The organism is Paraburkholderia sp. RL18-085-BIA-A (assembly GCF_046027075.1).
In the GTDB taxonomy this organism is placed as follows: domain Bacteria; phylum Pseudomonadota; class Gammaproteobacteria; order Burkholderiales; family Burkholderiaceae; genus Paraburkholderia.
In genome coordinates, this window is record NZ_JARESU010000141.1 from 1 (window position 1) to 19861 (window position 19861).

The following is a 19861-nucleotide window of genomic DNA, read 5'->3' on the forward strand; positions in this document are numbered from 1 at the left end:
GATAGAGGGCAAAATTGCACGCCCCATCAATGTCGTGTTGCGACCGGAGCTGGTGGTGCGTGCGTCGACGGCCGGCCCACATCGCTCGAAGTAACCCATGTTAGGCCGATAGCGCCGCTTTCAGGCGCGCTCCGGCGAGCGGAAGGTCGCGCAGGCGGATGCCGGTCGCGTTCGCAATCGCGTTGGCAAGAACCGCCGCGGTCGGACCTTGCGCGGCTTCTCCCACGCCGAGAAAGGGCTTGCCGGGCCGGTCGATCAAATGGACTTCAATCGACCTCGGCATCGACGTAAAGCGCATGATCGGGTAAGTGCCCCAGTCGTAACTGGTAATGCGTTGGGTATCGAAGGTGGTTTGCTCGAACAGGGTCCAGCTCGACGACTGCACGATACCGCCCTCGATCTGGTTGCGCACACCGTCCGGATTGACGATCTGTCCGCAATCCACAACTGCGACCACACGTTCGATCTGCACGTGACCCGTTTCGCGTTCGACCGACACCTCCATCGCCGTGGCGAAATAAGCCATCAGGTTCTTGTACTGCGCAAACGCAAAACCGACTCCATGTCCGGCCTTGGGACGCGCACCTGCTTGCCAGCCAAATCGGCTGGCGGCCAGTTCGATCACGTCACGGCCACGGGGGTCGTCGAGATGCCGGAGCCGGAACTCCACCGGATCCGCGTGCGCGGCGAGCGCCAGTTCGTCCATCATACTTTCGATGGAGAACACGTTGAGGTAGGCCCCGAGTGAACGCATCGCCGAAACGCGAATCGGCATCTCGGGCAGGAAATGATGCTGCACCCATAGGTTCGGCACGCGATACAGCGGAATACTGTTGCGGTCGCCACCACCTTCGGGCATCGGAATCGTCTTTGGCGGGGCGGGCGTGAACGGCTTCGCGAGCGCCCACGTCGGCATCAGGCGGCCGGCATTGTCGATGCGGTTGTTGTGAGTGTTGCTCCAGAGCTGATACTTCCAGTCGACTATCTTGCCCGATGCGTCGAACGATGCGGCCACATCCGTCGTCATTGCGGGTCCGAACGGCTCCCATGTGTGTTCCTGCTCGCGCATCCATTGCACGCGCACGGGGCGTCCGGGCATCGCGCGCGCGATCAGCGCGGCGTCGGCGGCAACGTCGTCCGCGCCATTATGGCCATAGCATCCCGCACCCTCGACATGAATGCATCGCACGTTGTCGAGCGGCAGCGAGAGCATCTCGGCCAGACCGCCCCGCAGCGGATAGACGCCTTGCGTGTGCGTCCACACCGTTAGGTGCCTGTTTTCGAACAATGCGACAGCGCATGACGGACCGATCGAACCATGCGTCAAATAGGGCTTGGTGTAACGCACATGCAGCGTGCGCACGGCAGGTGCTGCGGGAGCCACCTGGTTGGCGACCGGAATCTCCTGTGCCGGTAATTTCATCAGCGTTTCGTGAATCGTGGCGGGATCGGGCAATTGCGGGCCTTCATGCCACTTTGCCGCAGCCGACAGTTCGCGCATCGCGAGAATCGCGCGCCATTCATCGTCGGCTACCACTGCGAGATAACTGCCGTCGCGGACGACCTTGATGACACCCGGCATCGCCTCGACGCGGTGCGTATCGATATCGACAAGGACGGCGCCGTAAGAGGGCGGCCGGACCACTCGGGCGTGCACCATGCCAAGCGGGCGCATGTCCTGCACATAGCTCTTGCCGCCTGTGACCTTGCCCGGAATGTCGACCCGCTGCATCGACTGGCCGATGATCGTGAAGCTTTTTGGATCTTTCAGCGGCATGCCGGGTTGCGCCGCCTGGTGAAGATTCGCGGCGCTGACTGCTTCTCCGTAGGTCACGCGCCGTCCATCGGCGGTGACGATGGCGCCCGCCTGGATCGTCAGTGTGGCCGCATCCGCGCCAAGCCGCGCTGCCGCCGCTTGCACCAGCAACGCGCGAACTTGACCGGCGGCGTTGAAGATTGCCGTGCCGCTGTCCGCTGTCGAATGGCTGCCTGCCGTATAGCCTTCGTTCGGCGTCGCGCCGGTGTCGGCGGTGATCAGGGTGATGCTTGCCGGCGTGATGTCGAGCTGTTCGGCCGCGATCTGCAAGAAGGCCGTCCTGATACCGGTGCCGAGCTCCGCCTTGCCGGTGCATACCGTCACATGGCCGTGCTCGTCGATCCTGATCCACGCGTCGAGCATCGGCGCAATTTTGAGGCTGCCGGGCAGGGTGGGCACGGACGCTTTGAACGAGCCGGCTTCCGTAGTTGTCTGTGCGACCGTGTACTTCTCCGGCACAAGCGTAAAGCTCACCAGCAAGGTCCCCGCAACGAGAAAGCGCCGCCGCCCGGCATCGTCCAGCGTATCGTCGCGCTTCATTGCGTCGCTCCTGGTCTTGCCGCTGCCTTGGCGTGGCTGGCTTCACGGATCGCGGCGACGATTCGCATATGCGTACCGCAGCGGCACAGGTTCGGCGACATATGTGCGCGAATCTGTTCGTCGCTTGGAGTCGGCACCTGTTCAAGCAGCGCCTGCGCCCGCATCACCATGCCCGAAATGCAATAGCCGCACTGTGCCGCCTGCTGATTGATAAACGCCCGCTGCAGCACACCGGGGTTTTCAACGGTCCCCAGCCCTTCGATCGTACGCACCGGCCGCTCGCCCACGGCCACGACAGGAAACAGGCACGAGAACACCGGCTGATCGCCGACGATCACGGTACAAGCGCCGCACTGACCAAGCCCGCAGCCGAACTTCGGGCCGTTCAGTTGCAACTGGTTTCGCAATGTATAGAGCAGGGGCGTCGAAGGATCGACGTCGAGCGTGTGTCGCACGCCATTGACGGTCAGCGTGATCATGGTCTGGTGACGCTCCTGACGAATTTTGATGGCTGCACGTTTCCCTGAAGTGGAATCGCGGCCTGGCTAGTTTTATTGCAATCGGTTGCATAATCGTACCCGTGCTGCTCTTGGACAGCGAGCCATAACAATTTCTATTGTATGATCTGTATACAGCGTATTCAGATGATCACGAGGTGTCAATGCCTTCCAGCAAAACTGCGGGTCAAGATCGTCGAAGCCGTCGCGCCGAAGCGCGTGATAGATGCTCGTGCAGGCGCACATTTCGCTAGACAAGATCGCGAGCAAATATGACTGGTTGTGGTGCAATTCCGGCGCGTCGGTCTGTTACCCTCGAACTTTTGACGATCACGGGCCAATGAGCAAGTTGAAAGATCTCGAATGGTTGTTCAACGGACGTCATTTCGACCGCGAAGTCATCGTCCTTTGCGTGCGGTGGTATCTGCGCTACAAGCTCAGTCTGCGTGATCTTGTGGAAATGATGGCTGAGCGCGGCCTGTCCCTCGCCCACACTACGATCCTGCGTTGGGTGAAGCGCTACACGCCGGAGTTCGTCAAACGCTGGAATCGGTTGGCTACGACAGCCGGTCAGTCGTGGCGGGTCGACGAGACCTACGTGAAGATTCGCGGCAAATGGGCCTATCTCTACCGCGCCGTTGACCGAGAGGGAAAGACGATCGATTTTCGCCTCAGCGCCAGGCGGGACGTGGCGGCAGCAAAGGCGTTCTTCGCAAAGGCAATCAGGACTCAGGGACGCGCTCCTGAAACGATCACGCTGGACGGCTACGCGGCATCTCATCGGGCGGTCCGCGAGATGAAGACCGACGAGTCGCTACCCAGGCGAACGGAATTGCGATCCTCGAAGTACCTGAATAACCTGATTGAGCAGGATCACCGCCACATCAAATCGCGCGTGAACGTGATGCTCGGATTCAAGCGGTTCCGCAGTGCCGCCGTTACCCTCTCCGGCATCGAACTGATGCATCGCATTCGCAAAGGCCAGTTCGATCTCACCAGCATGCACCTCAAAGATACCACTTCGCCCTCGATTTGGATGGCAGTTCTTTCAGCTCGTTAAGGTCTCCGAAGCATGGGCGATTTCTTGCCCGCCTACCGAGTTTGCACCACAGCCGCCCTGAGTTCCTTGACTCTCTCCGTTGACTCCCGGGTGGCGTGCGTCAATCCATTGCACGCCACCGTCCCTTCAAAGTCAAAGTTGTCACCCGATTTCCGATTCCGGTGACCGATCTGCAATTCGGCGGACCGATATTGTGCAGACGCACGAAGGGAACTCGCCATGAAGCAAGCATTGATCGTGTATCTGAGGCTGGCGTTTGCTATACCAGCCACGACGCGATCAGGCCGTCAAATGGCAGGTCCGGGCAGAGCAACGGACTTTCAGGACACGACGCGTACCGATTGCGGCAAAAGCAGTCGCGGAACAGGTGACCGAGCAAAGTCTCGCCAGCGGACTGATCTACCCACCGCGGTGCCAGATTCTGGCCACTTCGCTACACGTCACCACGCGCGTGGCCGAAACGATTTTCGACAGCCAGCTCGCGCGCGTGGCGCGCCCGTGCGGCATCGACGCGCATATCCGGGCCTGCGCCTACCTCCCGGTGTATCCGACCTGAGTGGGGTGCCTCGCATGACACTGGAAAAACGCACCTCTCTCGTGTTGGCATTTGCCCGGACGCTGTTCGTGAACGGTCAATCCGCCGACCGTATGCTGGCTGAGGTAGAGCGGCTCGGCACGGCATTAGGCATTCAAACGCGGGTCATTCCGCGCTGGGGAGAGCTGCAGCTGCAAGCCAGCGACGGCGATGATCGATTCGCCGAAGCGGTGGCGGCTGACCCCGTCGGCGTGGACATGGACCGCGTGGCCTGCGCGACGCAATCCATCGACGACATTGGCGCCGGACGGCTTGCCCCCGTTGATGCCATGGCAATGTTCGACGCGATTTCACAGAGACCGCCGGCGCCGACCTGGCTGTTCACGCTGGCGGCCGCGGCGGGCGCGGTCGCCCTGGCTGTGATCTTCGGTGTCCAGCATCTGCCCGCGGCGAGCATTATCTTCGCGAGCGCGGCGACGGGCGGCTTACTGCGCCGCACCCTGGTGCGCTACAGCAATAATGTTTTTCTGCAACCGTTTTGCGCGGCCTTGCTCGCCGGCGCGATCGGCGCGCTGGCAACCCGCTATGAGCTGAGTTCGTCGCTGCGCCTGGTCGCCGTCTGCCCCTGCATGGTGTTGGTACCGGGGCCGCATTTGCTCAATGCTGCGATGGATCTCATTCAAGGCCGTATCCACCTGGGGACCGCGCGTCTGATCTATGCGGGGCTCATCATCGTGGCGATCTCGATCGGACTACTTTTCGGACTCTCGCTGCTCGGCATCTCCCTGCCGATAGATCCAGCAGGCCGGGCCGTGCCACTCTGGCAAGACATCATCGCCGCCGGCGTTGCGGTGGCGGCCTATAGCATCTTCTTCTCCACGCCGCTGCGCATGCTGGCGTGGCCGATCACGGTCGGCATGCTGGCGCATGCGCTGAGGTGGGTGGCGCTTTCGCTTGGCGCCAGCGTCACCGTCGGCGCACTCGTCGCCTGCGTGATTGTAGGGTTGATCCTGACGCCGGTCTCGCGACGCACGCATCTGCCTTTTGCGGCGATTGGGTTCGCCTCGGTGGTGTCGATGATGCCGGGGGTCTTCGTGTTCAGAATGACAAGCGGCGTGCTGCAACTGCTCGCCGACGGCTCGCATGCGACTTTGGAACTCGTCGCGGCAACGGTCAACGATGGCCTGATCGCGATCTCGATTATTTTCGCGATGGGTCTCGGCCTCATCGTGCCAAAACTGGTCATCGATTTCTTCGCACAGCGATCGACGCGGGCAAAATCTTGAGGGAAGCGAAGCATGTCGATAGCAGATGAGGCCCAGGCGTTGTCGCGGCTTGAGCGGCGACTTCCACCTTTGCTCAGCGTGATTGCGGGCATGGTTGACCTGACCAGTTTTCTGACCCTCGGCAATATCTTTGCCGCACATATCACCGGCAACCTCGTGGTCATCGCCGCAGTGTTGGTGCGCGGCGGACCGCTCAAGCTGGAGCAGGCGCTGGCGATACCGGCCTTCATGCCGTCGCCATCACCTGGCTCATTGCCAATGCATCAAGGCGACGCGGTTCGCGCCTTGCAAACTTGCTGCTGCGAATTCACTTTCTGTTGCTGGCCGGCTTGCTGCTTTTCAGTCAACTGGTTGTATATGAACAACGTGATCGAGCAGGACCATCGCCACATCAATCCAGAACGAATGTGATGCTCGGTTTCAAACGGTTCAGGGGCGCCGCGACCACGATTTCAGGCATCGAGCTGACGCATCGAATTCGCAAGGGCCAGTTCGATCTCGCGAAGCTCGGCCTCAAGGATGCCGCTGCGCCCGCCGTATGGAATGCTGTCCTGTCCACTCGATAAGGTATCCTGCCTAGAGGAAACTTCTCAACCCGGCTTACCTATTTGCACCAGAACCATCCGGTGGCCGCAGCGCATCGTGACGCGCCGGTCGTTAACCGGCGGTCTTGTCGACAAGGACGGCAACACCATTGACTTTCTGCTACGCGCCCTTGACGTGCCGTGAAGGTCACGACTTCTCCGCTTTGGCATGTGCCTATGCCCGAAGCGAGGAAGTTCTTGTCGCGATCTATCGGAAGCCGTACAGCTGATGGGCGTTGGTGGTTAGGATCGCGTTGCGAACGGCGAGATCCGGCGCCCACAAGGCAAGCGTATCGAGCAGTTGCCCAACGGTTGGCATAGTGTTCCACAAGGACACATGCGGCCAGTCGGATCCCCAGACGCAACGCCCAGGCGCGACGTCGATCAACGCCTGCGCATAAGCGACGGTATCGCGATAAGGCGGCTCTTCGGCGCTCAGTCGATACGCACCTGAAAGCTTGACCCAGGCGCCGTCGCGCACCAGCGCTAGCAGATGCCGGAAGCCGGGACTGGCAACACCCGCGGATGTAGGCAAATGCCCCATATGGTCGATCACGACCGGCGACTGCAGTCTCGCCAGCCGGGGCGCCAGATCGGGCAAGTTCCGGGCATCGAGCAGGAACTGGATGTGCCAGCCCCAGTCGCGCGCCAGTGCGTCGTACTCGGCCAGCTGCGAAAAACCGACTCCGCCGCCCCCGTGCAACACGTTGATGCGCATGCCGACGGCGCCCGCATCCTTCATTGCTTGATAGGCCGAATCGTTCAGGCCGAGCGCGGGCACGACCACGCCACGCAATCTGCCGGGGTTCGCGGCCAGCGTTTCGAGCGTCAGGCTATTGTCCTGTCCGTGCACGCTGACCTGGACCAGCACGCCATATTGCGAGCCGACATCGTCCAGCATCTTGATGTATGCGTCCGGCGTGGCCGGCGGCGGCGTATACGCGCGATCCGGCATCCACGGATAGCGCGGTGGCCCGCCGATCACATGGGCATGGGTGTCCACCGCGCCGGCGGGCATGTCGAAAGCCGACGGGCCGGTCTGCACCGGCGCGGGCGGTGGACAAAGCGGCGCGCGGCCGTCATCGATAGGTGTTGTCATCAGATTTCCGTCGAGAGTCGGGCGTACCACCCGAGCCATGAATGGCGAAAGCCCGCTGTCCGCATGTCAGCTCGCGGCGGGCTTCATGCCCCGTGCTGTAGCGGATGCTCGGCCGCCGGCGATGCATCCGGTGTGGCCAGCGGATCGAGGGCGTCGTCGAGGCGCCGCCCCCGTGTTTCGGGAAGCAGCAGCGCCGTCACAAAGACGATCGCGTTGGCGCCCACCGCCAGGATGCAGATCGCGTTACTGAGCCCGGTCTTCGCGCTTATCATGCCGACCAGCGCGGGCGCCAGCGCGCCAATGCCGCGGCCGAAATTGTAGGCGAAGCCTTGCCCGTTCGCCCGCAGCGCCGCGGGAAACAATTCCGTGAGATGGGCGCCGATGCCGCCGAAGATCCCGGACGCGCACAGCCCGAGCGGGAAGCCGAGGTAAAGCATTTCGCCATTGGTGAAATTAAGCTTCGTGTAGGCGATCGTGCACAGGGCCGACAAGGTCGCGAACAGCAGCATGTTGCCGCGCCGGCCGATCCGATCCGAGATGTAGCCGCCGCCGGCATAGCCGATGAACGAACCCGTGATGAGAACCGCGAGGTAGCTCCCCGTGCCGATCACCGACAAATGCCTTTCCGTGCGAAGGAAGGTGGGGATCCAGGTCGCGATGGCGTAGTAGCCTCCCTGGAGTCCGGCGCACATCAGCGAGGAGAACACCGTGGTGTACAACATGCGCGGCGAGAAAATGCGCAGGAACGAAGGACGTTCGCCCGCGGCCTTTATAGCTCGCTGCGCAAGCCTGAAGCTTTCTGGTTCGGCGACATGCTTGCGGATATAGAAGACGAAGAACGCGGGAAGCAGGCCGATCCAGAACATGCTGCGCCATGCGAGTCCCTCAGGCAGCAGCGAGAACGCCACCGTGTAGAGCAGGGCGGCCAGCCCCCAGCCTACCGCCCAGCCACTTTGCACGGCGCCGACGGTCTTGCCCCGATGCTCGGGTCGAACGATCTCTCCGATCAGCACCGCGCCCACCGCCCACTCGCCACCGAAGCCGAAGCCTTGCAACGCTCGCAGCACGAACAACTGCTCCATGTTCTGCGCGAACCCGATCAGGAAGGTAAAGAGCGAGAACCAGAGGATGATGTACTTGAGGATTCGCACCCGTCCGAATCGATCGGCCAGCACGCCCGCCACCCAACCGCCGATCGCCGAACACAGAAGGCTGACGGTGCTGAGAAGGCCGATTTCGCCTTTGCTCACGCCCCACAGCGTGATGAGCGACGTTACTACGAAGGTGAAGACCATGAAGTCGAAGGCGTCGAGCACCCAGCCGAGGAATGCGGAATGGAAGGTCGTGCGCTCCGCTGTGCTGAACGTTTTGTACCAGTTCAAGTTCTGTCTCCCTGATTCGGCGATGACGGTCGGGTTGTCAGTCCAGCGTTTTCCATGCCTGCCTCTGTCCGATAGTCGGATTGAAAGTGCATTATTAATAATTCGAGAACATGGCGTCAATCGATCGGTCGAGAAATCGCTTACAGGTACGGGTTAACCCCTGTCAAATTGTCATTGCGCTCAAAACTGTCAATAATTACGGCCAAGTGGTACTAACGAACAAAGGGGATCCCGTAATGCTGAAGATCGGCTTGATTGGTGCCGGTTGGGTCACGCAATACCACCTTCTCGGGTGGCGACGGCAGGCGCACCGCGCGAAAGTAGTGGCGATCGCAGATCCGTCGCTGGAACGCGCTAGCGAACGGGCGCGCTCGTTCGATATCGCGCGGGTCTACGCCAGCGCGGATGAGCTAATGGCCAGCGGCGGAATCGATGCGCTGGATATCGCCGCGCCGAGGGAAGTGCATGCGCAACTGGTACAGATGGCGGCGGCCCGAGGCTTCCCCATCCTGTGTCAGAAGCCGCTCGCGCCAACCTATGAAGCGGCGCGTGCGCTCGTTGCCGAGGTGTCCGGCAAGACGCGCCTGATGGTGCACGAGAACTGGCGCTATCGTGCCTACTACCGGCAGATAGGACAGTGGCTTCAAGCGGGACTGGCAGGTCCGATCACGCAGGCGCAAATGACACTGCTGACATCGGGCTTTCTGCCCGACGCCGAAGGCAAGTTACCCGCAATCGAGCGCCAGCCGTTCATGGCGCAGTTGGATCGTGCCCTGGTGATGGAAGTGCTCATCCATCACATCGACACCCTGCGCTTTCTGCTCGGCGAACTCGAACTCGTTCATAGCCGGCTCGGCAAGCAATGCAGTCAGATCGCCGGCGAAGATCGAGCCGCGCTCGCGTTCGTCAGCAAGAACGGAACAGCGGTCAACCTGCTGGCGAATTTCTGCGTGCACGGTGAACCGCCGGCTCAAAGCGACCAGCTTTTGTTGATAGGCGAACGCGGCACGGTGCACCTCGCGGGCGATACACTCACCTGTCATGGGGTTCAGCGGTTGGTCGAGAAATACGATTTGCAAGCCTGTTATATCGATTCCTATGCGGCCGCGATCGCCCACTTCACCGATGCCCTGGCAAACGACACGCCATTCGAAACCTCGCCGGAAGACAATCTGCGGACGCTGGAACTCGTCGAGCAAATCTACGCGCGAGGCTGAGCGCCAGAACCCGAATACTGCACATCTCTCGAATGAACGCTCATAGCCAACCCGACCAGGTCGCCGACTTCCCGCCCAGACCGTTGCAGGTGCACGAGATCGCCCGCGCACTGCACGAGGACATCATCTTCGGGCGTCTCAAGCCGGGCGCGCGGCTGGTGGAAGATCAATTGATGGCGCGCTTTTGCGCCACGCGGCATTTCACGCGCCAGGCATTAAACGAACTCGAACGGCTGGGGATCGCGGTCCGCGAAAAGAACAAGGGAGTCTCCGTTCGCGTACTGAAGCCAAACGAAGTCCGTCAGATCTATGAAGTTCGTGAATTGCTTCAGCGCCAGGCGGTCTTGCGCATTCCGTTGCCTGCACCCGCCGCGTTGATTGCTGATCTCGAAGATCTGCACAGGAAGTATCTTCATTTCCTGGATGAACGTGATTTCGGCGCACTGCACGAATGCAACGATGCCTTTCACATGACCATGATCTCGGCCTGCGACAATGATTATCTGGTCGAGTCCATCAAGCACTACATGCGCTTGAGCCTGCCCGTGCGCGCAACCAAGACGGTCGATATCGAGCACGCCCGCAAATCGGCCAACGAGCATTACATGATGATTCAGGCACTCAAGGGAACCGATAGCTGGGCGCTCGCACAGCTAAGCGTCGATCACCTGCAGAGCGCGAAGAACGACTATCTCCGCGATCGGGAAGGCGAGGGCGTGGTCCCAACACCAATCGCATGCGGCGATGCAGGAAGTTGACTGGCCGTCGCCCGCTGGCGTAGAGGGTTCTGGTTCCATAAGAACTCTGGATGATATCGGTTTTCTCAAACCGCTTTTCACTATTGCGACATCTATGGGCGTCGCGATATCCAGGCATTGCTAAGCAGTGGCTATGCGGCGATACCTCGGGCAACACAGCCTGCGCTGACTAACTGCAGATTTACACACCCAATACGCAGGTTTCGGAGTGCCGGTTCAACCGGATTCGTCACCGCTTTGCAGAAGCTATGCAAACCAGGGTAAGTGATGGCTTTGTCGCGCTAAGGGGGCAGAAGTAAAATCGAAGTTGATATTTTCCCGCCGAAGTGAAGCGTGAGATGACGAAGGCGACTGCGAGACAAGCCCTGCCTGCCGGCGTAGCGAAGGTACTGAAGCGCCTGCACTATCCTCTGGACGTGATACTTCTGTGCGTGCGGTGGTATGTGGCCTACTCGCTGAGCTTGCGAAATCTCGAGGAAATGATGGCCGAACGGGGTTTCGCGGTCGACCATTCGAGCGTGCATCGCTGGGTGATCAAACTCGTACCGTTGTTCGAGAAGGCCTTTCGCAAGCACAAACGTCCGGTCGGCAAGAGCTGGAGGATGGATGAAAGCCTTCGCTGGAAGCTTGCCGCTGTGCTGCGCATCCAGATGCCTGAGTCGATACTGTCATCCTATGAGTCCGAGCGTCGCAAGCATGCCTGGGCACTCATCCGGCTCGCCCTGAATCTCGGCATTGTCATGGCGCCAAGCTCGACGCTTAGCGCCTTCGCCTGGCAGTCCCTCTTCCGCATGAGCCGTTTCATTCCGCCTGTGCGGGACTTTCTCTTGCAGATGAAATTCAAGCCCAAACCTCGCTTCAGTACAGGCTTACTCGGCCCGGACGACGCACGTCCCGACGATCGGTCGCGGGACGCTGGTACGCACACCTGTTGGTGCCAAACCTCCGCCTGACATAAAAACACTCGACGGTCGGGATGAGCGAAGAGGCGGTCAAGGTGCAGGTGGAGAAAGGTTGGGTGACGTTGCGCGGCGAGGTTGACTGGGCTTATCAGAGCCGCGTCGCGACGCGCACGATTTCACACAAGCGAGGCGTCATAGGCATGTCGAACCTGATCACCATAGCCGGCGACGCGGCCGCTCACGAGATAGGCGAACAGATCAGCAAGGCGCTACGACGCCACGCCGAACGCGAGGCGAAGCACATCGGCGTTAAGGTGCGCGATGGAACCGTCACGCTGACCGGCACCGTCGACTCGATGGCGGAGCGCTCGGTTCAATGACGAAGCATCAACCAGGAGCGACCCATGACGATTTCGGGCAACATGCGCGACCACGACTGGTCGGTCATCGCAACCACACATCCCACAGCCGGCGGTTTCGATTGCTCGATCCAGCCGAGCCATCGGACGCCAGAGGGAATCTTCAAGCACGAATTCACGCACAGCGGTATTTTTCCCACAAAGCGCGAAGCGGTACTGGTGGGTTTGCGTGAAGGTATGGACTGGGTGCGGCTCAAGATGGCGAATACGCTACCGGTTCAGCCGCGCGAGTGTCGTTGAGCCGAAGTGATGTCTATCAGGCGCTCCTGAACCAGTTGCCTGATCCATTACGTCGCTCTATTACTTCGTGGGTCCGTCCGGACCCTTCACGGTCCGCCCCCGAAAGGATCCGTCTACACGTTATATGTGGAAAGGACGCGAGCCGCTCAGGCGTTCGCGTCCATTCTTTTGTTTGTCGATTGCGCCGCTCAATCGAGCTTCAGCACGATGCGGCCATCGACGCGACCATTCTTCAATTCGGCGAAAAGATGATTGATATTGTCGAGACGATCGAGGTGGATCCGCGCGCGAACGCGGCCTTGCGCGGCGAATTCGAGTGATTCCTGCAAGTCCTTGCGAGTACCAACGATAGAACCTCGCACGGTAGTGCCGTTGAGCACGGTCGAGAAGATCGGTAGCGGGAAGTCACCCGGCGGCAGCCCATTGAGGGCGACGGTTCCGCCCCGGCGCACCATGCCGAGTGCCTGAGCGAAAGCGCTGCGCGATACAGCGGTGACGAGTACGCCATGCGTTCCACCGATTTCCTTCTGGATCGCCGCCGCAGCGTCGCATTGCGAAGCGTCGAACGTCAGGGTTGCGCCGAGTTCGCGGGCGAGAGCAAGCTTGTCGGCGGATATGTCGACCGCTACCACACGCAGGCCCATTGCAATCGCGTATTGAACCGCGACGTGACCCAGGCCGCCGATTCCTGAGATCGTGATCCATTGACCAGGACGTGTGTCCGTCATGCGAATGCCTTTGTACACGGTCACGCCGGCGCAGAGGATCGGTGCGATATCTTCAAACGCAACGGACGAAGGCAGGTGGCCGACGTAGTCAGGATCGGCCAGAACGTACTCGGCGTAGGCGCCGTTGACCGAGTAGCCGGTATTCTGCTGCTCATGGCACAGCGTTTCCCATCCTCCGAGGCAATGCTCGCAATGACCGCAGGCGGTATACAGCCACGGCACGCCGACGCGATCGCCTTCCTTGACATGAGTGACGTCTTCGCCCACGGCGGCGACATAGCCGACACCTTCGTGGCCGGGAATGAAGGGCAGTGTGGGCCTGACCGGCCAGTCGCCGTCAGCCGCGTGCAGGTCCGTGTGACACACGCCGGACGCCTTGATGTTGACGAGAATCTGTCCGCGCCCGGGCGTCGGGACGGGGACCTCTTCGATACGCAGCGGAGCGCCGAATTCGTGAACGACGGCAGCTTTCATAAGTTGGACCATGATCTTTCTCCGGACGGTGATTGCGTGGCGATCAGTATCTTCTTCACGGATACGGCGCAATTGACTTAGGTCATCTAGCACCGACACTTTTTCCAAATCAGGCCAAATGGGTCGTTATGGCTTTGCCAGACCTCAGTTGAGCCATTGCTCGTGTGGTGCATGCATCCAGTGGGGGTGGCGCAAAGCGGTATCGCGCATGTCGGCGGCATGCGCGGCGCCGCGACCCTCGTAGACCGGAGCAATTCTGTCACTGGTCTGGCATCTCGGATGAGGTCATTCCCCTGCAATCGCGCATCGAGACTGTGGCAGACGACACTGATCTGGAAGAGATTTACAACACCGAACGCCATTTGCTGTAGATCGCCTGCACGCGTGCGCGGGATCATTTGCTTGTCACGAGTGTCGCCCCGGAATCCGAGTTTCTGGATGATCTGAACCTTTAAGGTTAGACACGGCGGCTCTGGTGCAAATATGAAGGCCGATGGGTTAGGCTCAGGGTTTTGACGCACGCAGGGCAAACAGATGAGTAAGCTGAGGAACATTGACAAGCTGTTCGAAGGTCGGCATTTCGATCGCGAAGTCATCGTCTTGTGCGTTCGCTGGTACCTGCGTTACAAGCTGAGCCTGCGCGATCTGGTTGAGATGATGTCCGAACGTGGCCTTTCTCTGGCGCACACGACGATCATGCGCTGGGTCAAGCGGTTCACGCCGGAGTTCGTTAGGCGCTGGAACCGCTTTGCTACGGCAGCCGGCCGGTCGTGGAGAGTCGACGAAACTTACGTGAAAATCCGTGGCAAGTGGTTTATCTTTACCGAGCGGTTGACCGGGCTGGCAAGACGGTTGACTTCCGGCTCAGCGCCAGGCGCGATGTCGCTGCTGCCAAGGCCTTCTTCGCGAAAGCGATCAGGAGTCAAGGGCTCGCTCCCAAGACAATCACGCTGGACGGCTACGCGGCGTCTCACCGCGCAGTGCGCGAAATGACGATCGATAAATTGCTGCCCGAAAGCACAACATTGCGATCGTCGAAGTACTTGAATAACCTGATCGAACAGGATCATCGCAACCTCAAAGCGCGGGTGACCGTGATGCTCGGCTTTAAGCGCTTCAGGACTGCGGCAACAACCATTTCCGGCATCGAGCTGATGCATCGCATTCGCAAAGGCCAGTTCAACCTGATGAAGCTGCATCTCAAAGATACCGCTGCGCCCTCGGTTTGGACGGCGGTCCTTTCATCTCGCTGAGATGACGAACAGCCGCGCGGCTTCGCGCTCGCCTGCGCTATTTGCACCACAACCGTAATATGTTCCCATTGCACAGGATCGCTTCCATGTCACGCAGGATGAAGTCAGCCAGTCGCATGTCTGCTCCCGGAAGCATGGATGAAAGACCGAAAGATGTATTTGGAGCGTGACCTACCTCGAAGCGGGCCGATGCGTTTTCCAGTGTCGTGCTGCGCCGGGCTCGGCCGAGCAGCGGACAATCGGGCATCCAACATCATCAGGCGGCCAAGTTGCAGTTGTCGCGCCCGGTCAGTATCAAGCAGAGGTGGTACGGGGGAGACACCTTCACAATGCATTTCAACGCAAACAGTTCTAGTGGATAACGCGCGCGTTACGATTGGCCAGCGCAAGCACGGTGCAGTTATATTCCCGTCGCCCAATCAGCTGCTGCAGCCACACGCAGTGCACATCGGTCCTGGACTTCACGAACCGCAGCACCGCTCGCGCGCCGTGAATGAGCAAAGTGCGCAGGTAGGTGTCACCGCGCCGGCTGATGCGATGCAGGCGTGACTTGCCGCCAGACGAATACTGGCGCGGCACGAGGCCCAGCCAGGCAGCCAGATGTCGGCCGTTGGGGAACTGTCTGGCGTCGCCGACTGCCGCGACGATGGCGGTCGCGGGAATCGGGCCGACGCCGGGTATCTGGTGATCTTGCGGTAGAGCGCCGATCGCTTCATGAATGAGTGGATGGAGATCTCGATGAAGTGGACGCGTTCTTCGATTGCGCGCAGGTGCTGAAGGAGTTCGGTCAGCAGCGTCTGGCAAAACGAGGTGAGCTCGCCGGCGCTGGTGTGCAGCAGTACTGGGACCCACGCTTGAACGCGTCCGGTGACCGCGAGATCGCAAGATCGCGTCGCTAGGAAGGCCGCGCATCTGCTTGATCAGCGCAGTACGGTGGCGCAGCAGGATGGCACGCATGCGATGGGCCGCCTGGATGTCCTGCTGCTCAACGGCTTTAACTGGCACGAAGCGCATGGTGGGCCGGCTCGCGGCCTCGACGATCGCCTCGTCATCGTTGCGATCGTGCTTGTTCGTCTTGGCGAACGGCGTGACGTACTGGGTGCTGATCAGCCGACTTCTGTTCCCATTGACTGGGAACGCCGGGCCTAGTGGGCCCGGTGGTGAGCCGTGCTGCAGGCTTCCGTGAATCACCAGCCCCGATTTCTATGCACGCATTCAGCCAGTGAGCCACGCGAAACCCTTGCCCGATGTACAGCCCGTCCGCGACGCTCGGCCAGTGAAACTGGAAAACCTGTTTCGCGAGATCGATGCCGAGTATGTCGATTTCCATGATGAACTTCGACACGGCGGGGCGACGTCGATCAGTGCCCCCCGGAGGGAGGCGTCGTGTCCACCTCAGTAGAACCGTAAAAAGACTAATGCGCTGGCTATTGCCTCAGTTTGGACTATTAAAGTTCTCAGTGGATGATTTGCCCGCTCACCCGAATGAGGCATTCGATCTGAACCGTGGCGATTTCCATCCGATACGGTGATGGTTGCCGTCGCAACGATCATACCTGGTCGTGGACAACAGGCATGACAGAAGTACCAGATGCATTAATCCAACAATGGAGACAGGCCATGCAGACGAAAATTACGGTCCGGAATCTCGGCGGCATCGGTTCCTCGTTAGTCTTTGCACCCGTGCTGACCCTGCTGTCGCTAACAGGTTGTGGCGACGACAATCTCAATCCACCTGCGGCGACGCCGCTCAGTTGCGCACAGCTTGTCGGCAAGGCCGTGCCGGCGGCGTCCATTGGCTTACCCACCACCGGTGCGACGGTGACGGCCGCCACCGTCATGCCCGCCTCGGGAAGCGGTGCGCAGGCCACGGGAGAATATTGCCTCGTGAGCGGCGCGATCAATCCTGCCGATCCGGCCGCGCCGCAGATCAAATTTCACATTGCGATGCCCACGGTCTGGAACAACAAGATCATGATGTTCGGCGGCGGTGGCTATGACGGTACAATTCCTGCGCCGACTGGCAACGTGCCCGCCGGCCCCACGACGCACCTCACTCCGCTTGGACGCGGTTACGCGACTTTCGCGAGCGACTCGGGGCATCAGGCGAACGCGCTGGGTAGCGAGGACGGCTCGTTCGGCGTGAACGACGAAGCCGTTGCGAACTTCTCCGGCGACGCGCTGAAAAAGACCCGCGACGCGGCGGTCTATCTGATCGACAAGCGCTACGCCGTCAAGGCGCCGAAGCGCGCCTACTTCGCGGGCGGATCGTCCGGCGGCCGCGAGGCGCTTGCCGTGGTGCAGCGCTGGCCGCAGGACTGGGACGGCTCGATCGTTCTCTATCCAGCATGGGCGGCCGCCAGCCTCGATCTTCAGTTCGGCCGCATCACGCGCGCCCTCGCGGCACCAGGCGCCTATCTGGATCAGGCCAAGCGCCAGATCCTGCTCAACGCCGTGCTGGCCGCCTGCGATTCGCTCGATGGTGTGGCCGACGGGCTGATTAGCAACGTCGCCGCCTGCAACGCGAATTTCAATCCGTCGACGGCGACGCTCAACGGAGCGCCGTTGCGATGCGCGGGCGGCGTGGACACGGGCGATACCTGTCTGTCGGACGCGCAGATCTCGGCGCTCAATATCTACAACACGCCGATCACGTTCGGTTATTCGCTCGCTAGCGGCGAAACGCAGTATCCCGGCTTCAACGTTTATGGCGCAGACCTCGGCGTCGTGAATGCGTCGGCATTACAGCCGACGGTCACGACGCTTGCCCTGGGCACGTCGCAACCAGCCTCGCCGATGCCGACGACCGCGCCGTATCTCAGCGTGTTTTGGGACCAGTGGATACGCTATTTCGTGACCCGTGACCCCAACTACAATTCGCTTACGGTCGACCCGCAAAACCCAGGCAGTTTGCAAGCGCGTATCAGTCAGTTGAGCGGCTTGCAGGACGTCAACAAGACGGATCTGTCGGTATTCAACGCGAAGGGCGGCAAGATCCTGATGGCGCACGGCATGTCGGACGCGCTCGTCAGCACGCGTTCGACCGAGCAGTACTATCAGCGCTTGCAGACGACCATGGGTGCGTCGGCCGTCGCCAATTTCGTGCGTTTCTATGAGATTCCCGGATATGGGCACGCGGTCAGCAGTGTGTTCAATGCCGCTTGGGACTCGCTCACGACCATGGAGAACTGGGTCGAAAATGGCGTTATGCCGCCAGAGCAGATTGTCGTGGATGCGGCGGGTGTGCCGGGACGCACTCGGCCGCTTTGCGAGTACCCGACTTTCCCACGCTATAACGGGGCGGGCGATGTGAACGCTGCGTCGAGTTTTACGTGTGCGACACAGTGAGTTGTTGCTGGGGCTTGTGCATCGGACACGATACACAAGCCCCAACGCAAAAGGCGCGCCCGGCACGTTGCATATCCGAAGAAGGTATTGTCACGTTGTTGGCAGGTCGACTACATTGCCCCACCGCGCGTCGGCCACCGACACCATTTCCTATGCCGGCTATCGGTGGCCGCCTGATGTGATCAGCTACGCGGTGCGGCTGTACCACCGTTTCCCGCTGAGCCTGCGGATGGTTGAGGGCTCTGTCAGGTTGACGGTCAAAGTCATTTGATAAGGATAACTACTCTTGAGCTGCGAACGTAGTCTGCGCCCGCCAACCTGACAGAGCCGATTCGTGTTCATGCGCAAGCCAGCGAGGGAGAGATCGCTATCTCCAGCGCCGACACCGGGGCCCAGTATTATCGCGGAGCTGATGCCGCGCCGGTTTACCATTTTTGAGCAGGGAGGGACAACCACCGACCGATCGAAAGGCCGATTGGGGATCGGCCTCGCGCTGGTCAAAAATCTCGTAGAACTGCACGGAGGCAGGGTAGCCGAAATCAGCCGGCGCGTAGGAACCGGCTCGGAGTTCATTGTCACGCTGCCGATAGTCCCTAGCCACTCGGAAGCGAAGAGTGCCATCTGCGCCACGGGGAGCGGCGCAATCGGTTCGCCCCAGCCGGGTACAAGGGTGCTACTGGTGGACGACAACGCGGACGGCCTCGCATCAATGCGTGCATTTTTAGCGGACGTCGGGTTCGATGTCATTACTGGGCTCGATCCCATCGCGGCACTGGACATCGCCGACGGTTTCTTGAGAGATCTAGACGTACCGTACCGGAGCGAAGTCGTACCGTTTTATCTGATCATCGTGGGTCAACAACACGATTCCTTCTGCCATCGCTTGACCGAGGAGAAGCCGGTCGAACGGGTCTTTGTGAAGCTGCGGGAGCGCCGCGACTTCGAACGCATGCTGCGCTTCGATGGACAGTTCTTCATAACCAGCATCAAGCAGGTTCCTGCGGAGGACGCGTGCGTCAACTTGAAAGTCGTCACGTCCTAGCGCGCTCTTGATGACAATCTCCCAAATGCTCGCGACGCTGAAGTACAGATTGTTGTCAGTGTCCTCGATCGCCGTGCGCGCTTCGTCGGGTAATGCAGGATCATCGAGTGCCGCCCAAATCAACAGATGAGTGTCGAGTAACAGCTTCACTTCGCCTTGCCCTCAAACATGTCGCTGATCTCGTCCGCTCCCATTGTGTCGAAGTCCGCCGGCACCTTGATCTGTCCTTTCATGAAGCCAATGCGCCGTGGTGGTTTTTCTGCTTCCACATCGATGCGCACCACCTTGACTAGCGGCTTGCCGGCCTTGGCAATCACGAACGGCTCGCCGCCGCTCACGGTTTCCTCGATGAGCCGAGACAGATTGGTCTTGGCATCGTGCATGTTGTAAATTTGCATGGCCACACCATTAACTTAGTTTAGTGACCTTAGTTTATCTCGAATGGGGTAGTAATGCAATCGCCGGCTTGGGCGCTCAGACTCGGCGTGCCATGGGGTTTCCGGTGGAGGTCTTTTTCAGTCTGGCCGTTCGGACTAGAGCAGCGCCCGCCTGCAACGTCAATTTGACATAACATAATTTATCAACCACGAGGATGTTAGTCCAAAGTTCAGATGTCGCGTTTCCGCTAAATTGAAATGTCGTGTTTGCGGGTCCAGGCTGGCTGCCAGTATCCCTTCAGAC

Annotated in this window: 18 protein-coding genes and 6 pseudogenes; 15 read left to right on the forward strand and 9 right to left on the reverse strand. The window is 60.3% G+C overall.

What is annotated here, in order from left to right:
- Positions 1–100: 100 nt before the first annotated feature.
- Together P0D89_RS43270 and P0D89_RS43275 are read right to left on the reverse strand one after the other, a co-directional pair.
- Complete coding sequence (locus P0D89_RS43270; protein ID WP_408367714.1) at positions 101–2356, reverse strand: xanthine dehydrogenase family protein molybdopterin-binding subunit; 2256 nt, start codon at positions 2354–2356, stop codon at positions 101–103.
- The gene (locus P0D89_RS43275; protein ID WP_408367712.1) at positions 2353–2835 is read right to left on the reverse strand and encodes a (2Fe-2S)-binding protein; all 483 of its coding nucleotides are present in this window, start codon (positions 2833–2835) and stop codon (positions 2353–2355) included. Before P0D89_RS43275 ends, P0D89_RS43270 begins: the two co-directional genes overlap by 4 nt.
- A gap of 358 nt (positions 2836–3193) precedes the next feature.
- Here P0D89_RS43275 and P0D89_RS43280 point away from each other — a divergent pair, with 358 nt between their 5' ends.
- From P0D89_RS43280 to P0D89_RS43300, 5 genes and pseudogenes are all read left to right on the forward strand, one after another.
- Positions 3194–3913 (forward strand): IS6 family transposase, encoded by a 720-nt coding sequence (locus tag P0D89_RS43280; RefSeq protein WP_408367710.1) that lies wholly within the window; start codon positions 3194–3196, stop codon positions 3911–3913.
- 367 nt (positions 3914–4280) lie between these two features.
- On the forward strand, positions 4281–4469 hold the full coding sequence (locus P0D89_RS43285) for a hypothetical protein (RefSeq protein ID WP_408367708.1): 189 nt from the start codon (positions 4281–4283) through the stop codon (positions 4467–4469).
- Positions 4470–4483: 14 nt separating this feature from the next.
- Complete coding sequence (locus tag P0D89_RS43290; protein WP_408367706.1) at positions 4484–5734, forward strand: threonine/serine exporter family protein; 1251 nt, start codon at positions 4484–4486, stop codon at positions 5732–5734.
- A 12-nt stretch (positions 5735–5746) separates the two neighbouring features.
- A pseudogene (locus P0D89_RS43295) lies at positions 5747–5953 on the forward strand (DUF1275 family protein); the annotation flags it as partial.
- Between the two features lie 135 nt (positions 5954–6088).
- Positions 6089–6300: pseudogene (locus P0D89_RS43300) on the forward strand (DDE-type integrase/transposase/recombinase); the annotation flags it as partial.
- A 226-nt stretch (positions 6301–6526) separates the two neighbouring features.
- Here the strand turns inward: P0D89_RS43300 and P0D89_RS43305 are convergent.
- Together P0D89_RS43305 and P0D89_RS43310 are read right to left on the reverse strand one after the other, a co-directional pair.
- Positions 6527–7417: an amidohydrolase family protein gene (locus tag P0D89_RS43305; RefSeq protein WP_408367704.1), complete on the reverse strand. Its 891-nt coding sequence runs from the start codon at positions 7415–7417 to the stop codon at positions 6527–6529.
- A gap of 83 nt (positions 7418–7500) precedes the next feature.
- Positions 7501–8799, reverse strand: a complete 1299-nt coding sequence (locus tag P0D89_RS43310; RefSeq protein WP_408367702.1) for an MFS transporter — start codon at positions 8797–8799, stop codon at positions 7501–7503.
- Between the two features lie 236 nt (positions 8800–9035).
- On the opposite strand from P0D89_RS43310, the gene P0D89_RS43315 reads away from it, so the two are divergent.
- The 6 genes and pseudogenes from P0D89_RS43315 (at position 9036) to P0D89_RS43340 (ending at position 12335) form a co-directional block, all read left to right on the forward strand.
- The gene (locus P0D89_RS43315) at positions 9036–10016 is read left to right on the forward strand and encodes a Gfo/Idh/MocA family protein (protein WP_408367700.1); all 981 of its coding nucleotides are present in this window, start codon (positions 9036–9038) and stop codon (positions 10014–10016) included.
- An 89-nt stretch (positions 10017–10105) separates the two neighbouring features.
- Positions 10106–10774 (forward strand): GntR family transcriptional regulator, encoded by a 669-nt coding sequence (locus tag P0D89_RS43320; RefSeq protein WP_408367698.1) that lies wholly within the window; start codon positions 10106–10108, stop codon positions 10772–10774.
- Between the two features lie 338 nt (positions 10775–11112).
- Positions 11113–11388: pseudogene (locus P0D89_RS43325) on the forward strand (IS6 family transposase); the annotation flags it as partial.
- Positions 11377–11727, forward strand: coding sequence for an FAD-dependent monooxygenase (locus tag P0D89_RS43330; protein WP_408367720.1), 351 nt, complete (start codon positions 11377–11379; stop codon positions 11725–11727). The pseudogene P0D89_RS43325 and the gene P0D89_RS43330, both read left to right, overlap by 12 nt.
- Positions 11728–11735: 8 nt before the next feature.
- Positions 11736–12050 (forward strand): annotated as a pseudogene (locus tag P0D89_RS43335) (BON domain-containing protein); the annotation flags it as partial.
- A gap of 30 nt (positions 12051–12080) precedes the next feature.
- Positions 12081–12335: a UDP-glucose 4-epimerase gene (locus P0D89_RS43340; RefSeq protein WP_408367696.1), complete on the forward strand. Its 255-nt coding sequence runs from the start codon at positions 12081–12083 to the stop codon at positions 12333–12335.
- 188 nt (positions 12336–12523) lie between these two features.
- Here the strand turns inward: P0D89_RS43340 and adhP are convergent, their stop codons facing one another.
- Positions 12524–13549, reverse strand: coding sequence for an alcohol dehydrogenase AdhP (gene adhP, locus P0D89_RS43345; protein ID WP_408367694.1), 1026 nt, complete (start codon positions 13547–13549; stop codon positions 12524–12526).
- 492 nt (positions 13550–14041) lie between these two features.
- On the reverse strand, positions 14042–14224 hold the full coding sequence (locus P0D89_RS43350; protein ID WP_408367722.1) for a hypothetical protein: 183 nt from the start codon (positions 14222–14224) through the stop codon (positions 14042–14044).
- On the opposite strand from P0D89_RS43350, the gene P0D89_RS43355 reads away from it, so the two are divergent.
- Positions 14138–14790, forward strand: a protein-coding gene (locus tag P0D89_RS43355) for an IS6 family transposase (protein WP_408367718.1) whose coding sequence is annotated in 2 segments (ribosomal slippage) — positions 14138–14351 and positions 14351–14790 — 654 coding nt in all. Because the reading frame shifts where the segments join, the coding sequence is not laid out codon by codon here. The genes P0D89_RS43350 and P0D89_RS43355 overlap by 87 nt on opposite strands.
- A 351-nt stretch (positions 14791–15141) precedes the next feature.
- On the opposite strand, the gene P0D89_RS43360 is transcribed toward P0D89_RS43355, so the two are convergent.
- Positions 15142–15981: an IS110 family RNA-guided transposase gene (locus P0D89_RS43360; RefSeq protein ID WP_408367692.1), complete on the reverse strand. Its 840-nt coding sequence runs from the start codon at positions 15979–15981 to the stop codon at positions 15142–15144.
- A 429-nt stretch (positions 15982–16410) separates the two neighbouring features.
- Here P0D89_RS43360 and P0D89_RS43365 point away from each other — a divergent pair, with 429 nt between their 5' ends.
- From P0D89_RS43365 to P0D89_RS43375, 3 genes and pseudogenes are all read left to right on the forward strand, one after another.
- A complete protein-coding gene (locus tag P0D89_RS43365; protein ID WP_408367690.1) occupies positions 16411–18138 on the forward strand; it encodes a tannase/feruloyl esterase family alpha/beta hydrolase in 1728 nt (575 codons plus the stop codon).
- A 145-nt stretch (positions 18139–18283) separates the two neighbouring features.
- Positions 18284–18376 (forward strand): annotated as a pseudogene (locus tag P0D89_RS43370) (IS6 family transposase); the annotation flags it as partial.
- A 102-nt stretch (positions 18377–18478) separates the two neighbouring features.
- Positions 18479–18715: pseudogene (locus tag P0D89_RS43375) on the forward strand (ATP-binding protein); the annotation flags it as partial.
- A gap of 225 nt (positions 18716–18940) precedes the next feature.
- On the opposite strand, the gene P0D89_RS43380 reads toward P0D89_RS43375, so the two are convergent.
- The gene (locus P0D89_RS43380) at positions 18941–19330 is read right to left on the reverse strand and encodes a type II toxin-antitoxin system VapC family toxin (protein WP_408367688.1); all 390 of its coding nucleotides are present in this window, start codon (positions 19328–19330) and stop codon (positions 18941–18943) included.
- Positions 19327–19578, reverse strand: a complete 252-nt coding sequence (locus P0D89_RS43385; RefSeq protein WP_408367716.1) for a type II toxin-antitoxin system Phd/YefM family antitoxin — start codon at positions 19576–19578, stop codon at positions 19327–19329. The genes P0D89_RS43380 and P0D89_RS43385 overlap by 4 nt, the downstream gene beginning before the upstream one ends.
- Positions 19579–19861 lie beyond the last annotated feature (283 nt).